Genomic DNA, 3,192 nt, shown 5'->3' with positions numbered 1-3,192 from the left:
CCGTCGTGCGAACTACAGAGTGGCCAGGGCGGCAACGCCCAACACAGGCCGGATATACGAATGCAACCGCACTGACGACAGGGCTGGAAAAGCTATTGCTCGCCGCTTGTGGGGAGAGTCCATATACAGTTGTTAGAGGTACTTTACGATTTCGCCTGACTCGCGACATAAGAAAAATTCAATATTCAGGAAAATATCGCATTCGCGCTTTAAATGCCTGCTTAGACCATCTTCAAAGAACCACAGGGCAACCTGCTTGCCTGAACGCTTAATTTCTTGAACCAATGGCACATAATCTTCATCTCCAGCGACCAAAACAGCTACATCGTAGTTGTCGTGGAATGCGTGGCTCAACATTTCTGTTGCAAGCGTTATGTCTACTCTCTTTGAGCGGTTGCTGGTGTTTTTCTTGAACACTCTTGGATCACTTATGCCGCAATCAATTAGTTCATCTTGCAGGGCTTCGATTCGGTCATGGTCGCCCTTTGCGCATGTATAGTAAAAGCTTCTGACTAATGAGCATTTACTATGCGTATGCCTATTGGCGTATTGTGTCCATGTATATACATCATGAACATGCTTAACGTGATTCGGGGCTTCAATTCCGTTCTTCTCTAGATGGTTTTTGTAACGGATAGAGAGATTCTCTCCGTCAACGAATACCATGAACCGACTGTTGTTGGGCACCGATATCGGGAGATAGTTTGGCAAGGCAGTACCTCTAACGTTTGGTTAAGGGGCGGGCTTTAGCCCGTCCCAGTGAGCGAAGCGAGCGATTTGAACCACTAGTTAGGGTTGCCGCTATGTGCGTTAAGCAGAGAGTGCTCTTTTAACTCTGCATCAATGAACGCCGATATCATAGCGCGATAGACGCTTTCTACTACCACAGGGTTCGCACCTTGCTCTTGTGCAAGCGCTGTAACTTTTGCAATAACTTGCTCGACTCGATTGGGTGCTTTTACTTCGTCTGTTGTTTTTTTGAATGATGCTGCTTGAGTGACAAAATTGCCGCGCTTAGCGAGTAACGTAACGATTTCACGATCAATTCTATCGACGTTTTCACGGACTTCATTTAGTGAGTTGCATCTGACTTCCATGTGCGTGGTACTCCGTTATTTGTTTTGACCCTAACGTTTGGTTAAGGGGCCGGCTTTAGCCGGTCCCGAGTGAGCGAAGCGAACGATTTGAACCACATGTTAGAAGCCAAGCACGCCGCACGATTTAGGTTAAATGCTGACATAGCCTTCGAGCCACCCTGCGCGATCTAACTGCCATTCAGCAATTCCAAAGCCTTCGGGTGTATTAGAGAATCCAGGCTGAGACTTTACGAGGTTGAGGGCGGCTTTGGCATTTTCTTCTGATGAAAAGACACCAATAATTTTTTGATCTTCGTGGCCGTCAGCGAATTCGTGTACATGATGGAGGATATATACAGATTTCATATTGGCTTCTAACGTTCGAAGTGAGCGACACGAAGTGTTCGCTCTAGTGAGTTGTTATCCGATGATTTGCACGCGCCCGCTCAGCGGGCATGTAAATGCAGGTAAAACTCAAGGTGGCAAAAATCAGAAAACAGCGGCTTCCAGCGAAACCAAACAGCGCTGTTTGCCTTAACAGCAGTTAGGCGACAGCGCTGTTTGGTTTCGCTTAATAGCAGATTTTTTGCTTTTTGGTCACCTTGATTCCATGTCATTTACGTTTCCTTACGCCGATCTCACTATCATTGGGTAACGTTTGGTTAAGGGGCGGGCTTTAGCCCGTCCCAGTGAGCGGAGCGAACGGTTTGAACCACTAGTTAGGTGTTAGCGTGCGCTCATGTTAGTTAGTATGCAGGCACCTAGTATTACGAACCATGCGCTACCAAATGTTTTTGCAAGAGCATTAAATTCTTTAGCTTGGCTTTTATTTATGAATAGTAAAAATGTCGATATTGCTGCGGATGATAGTAAAAACAAATAGCCAAGCCAGAGGTTTTCACCAGCCATTAGGAGCGAATGACGCCTTGTCCCTACCTCAATTATTCCGGTGATGTATCCAATATAAGCATAGTTGACACAGGCAATAATCATAGCCACTCCTGCCATGCGCAGGATCACTAATTTACTGCCTTCAATTTTTGGCGCGCCTTCCATAGAGCGAATACCTAACGTTTGGTTAAGGGGCCGGCTTTAGCCGGTCCCGAGTGAGCGAAGCGAGCGACTTGAACCAGTAGTTAGGTTTACTGCAGCGCGGACTTCTTTGATGCTGGGTATTTTTTCAGCATGGTTGTTGCGAAATCCACCGACTTCAATAGTGGCGCGCACTGTTATTTCTAGATTTTTAGTTGCCCATTGAGGAAGAGCAAATTTTTCTGTTTTGTATGCACCTTGAAAGGTGAATGGATCGTTATAGGGAGTTTGGTATTTTTTGAACACAAGATGCAAGAATTTCTCGCAGACTCCGGTGTTAACTAAGCATTCAAGTTTAAAATCGTTTTGGGTGTATGGGCCGAATTTGTCTTTTTTGATGTTTGCTAGCCTAGAGCAAGGATCTACGGCCTTCCCAATTTTTACTTCCTTGGTTTTTCTGCACTTTGCAATGTATGTGTATGCATACTCAGTGTCTTTTTGTGGGGCCGCATCAGAATAGACCATGGGGTTTTCCCGTAATGCTCGGCAATATCCATGCTTGATGACGGGCATGATGTATCTCAAGTGAACCTAACGTTTGGTTAAGGGGCCGGCTTTAGCCGGTCCCGAGTGAGCGAAGCGAGCGACTTGAATGCTGTAATGGACTCTCCCCGCACCCCGGTTCTATACCGATAACGGTGTTGACTGTTCGCTGGGAGAGCGCTGATGAAACGCATAGCAGTTGATCTGGCCAAGTCCGTTTACCAGGTTGCCGAGAGTGTCCGTGCCGGCGCGGTGAGTCAGCGCAGGCGGCTGAGTCGTGGGGCGTTCCGCCGATATATACAGGAGCAGGCCGAGCCGGTCGAGTGGGTGATGGAGGCCTGCGGCACGGCGCATTATTGGGGGCGACTGGCGCAGGCGCTGGGCCATCGGGTGCTGTTGCTGCATCCGCGCTACGTGCGGCCCTACCGGCGGCGCAACAAGACCGATCGCAACGACTGCGACGCCATCCTCGAAGCGGCGCGCTGTCAGGGCATCCGGCCGGTGCCGGTGAAGAGCCACGAGCAGCAGCAACTGCAGCAGT

General features: G+C 48.5%; 7 protein-coding genes. 1 reads left to right on the top strand and 6 read right to left on the bottom strand.

Features of this window, described 5'->3' with window-relative positions:
- Positions 1 to 132: 132 nt before the first annotated feature.
- The 6 genes from AB5S05_RS21980 to AB5S05_RS21955 all read right to left on the bottom strand — a co-directional run bounded on the left by AB5S05_RS21980 (position 133) and on the right by AB5S05_RS21955 (position 2,681).
- Complete coding sequence (locus AB5S05_RS21980; protein ID WP_369289627.1) at positions 133 to 666, bottom strand: NYN domain-containing protein; 534 nt, start codon at positions 664 to 666, stop codon at positions 133 to 135.
- Between the two features lie 119 nt (positions 667 to 785).
- Positions 786 to 1,097 (bottom strand): chorismate mutase, encoded by a 312-nt coding sequence (locus tag AB5S05_RS21975; protein ID WP_369289626.1) that lies wholly within the window; start codon positions 1,095 to 1,097, stop codon positions 786 to 788.
- A 129-nt stretch (positions 1,098 to 1,226) separates the two neighbouring features.
- Positions 1,227 to 1,442, bottom strand: a complete 216-nt coding sequence (locus tag AB5S05_RS21970; protein WP_369289625.1) for a DUF7336 domain-containing protein — start codon at positions 1,440 to 1,442, stop codon at positions 1,227 to 1,229.
- Between the two features lie 80 nt (positions 1,443 to 1,522).
- Positions 1,523 to 1,693, bottom strand: a complete 171-nt coding sequence (locus AB5S05_RS21965; RefSeq protein WP_369289624.1) for a hypothetical protein — start codon at positions 1,691 to 1,693, stop codon at positions 1,523 to 1,525.
- Between the two features lie 109 nt (positions 1,694 to 1,802).
- The gene (locus AB5S05_RS21960) at positions 1,803 to 2,132 is read right to left on the bottom strand and encodes a hypothetical protein (RefSeq protein ID WP_369289623.1); all 330 of its coding nucleotides are present in this window, start codon (positions 2,130 to 2,132) and stop codon (positions 1,803 to 1,805) included.
- Between the two features lie 36 nt (positions 2,133 to 2,168).
- The gene (locus AB5S05_RS21955) at positions 2,169 to 2,681 is read right to left on the bottom strand and encodes a GIY-YIG nuclease family protein (protein ID WP_369289622.1); all 513 of its coding nucleotides are present in this window, start codon (positions 2,679 to 2,681) and stop codon (positions 2,169 to 2,171) included.
- A 153-nt stretch (positions 2,682 to 2,834) separates the two neighbouring features.
- Here AB5S05_RS21955 and AB5S05_RS21950 point away from each other — a divergent pair.
- Positions 2,835 to 3,192, top strand: a 358-nt coding sequence (locus AB5S05_RS21950; protein ID WP_369289621.1) for an IS110 family transposase, incomplete at its 3' end; no start/stop codon positions are given.

Origin of the sequence: Pseudomonas zhanjiangensis (genome assembly GCF_041027545.1) — a bacterium.
Classification (GTDB): domain Bacteria; phylum Pseudomonadota; class Gammaproteobacteria; order Pseudomonadales; family Pseudomonadaceae; genus Aquipseudomonas; species Aquipseudomonas zhanjiangensis.
The sequence above is the reverse complement of the archived record's forward strand: the minus strand, read 5'-3'. Positions and strand labels throughout refer to the sequence as shown.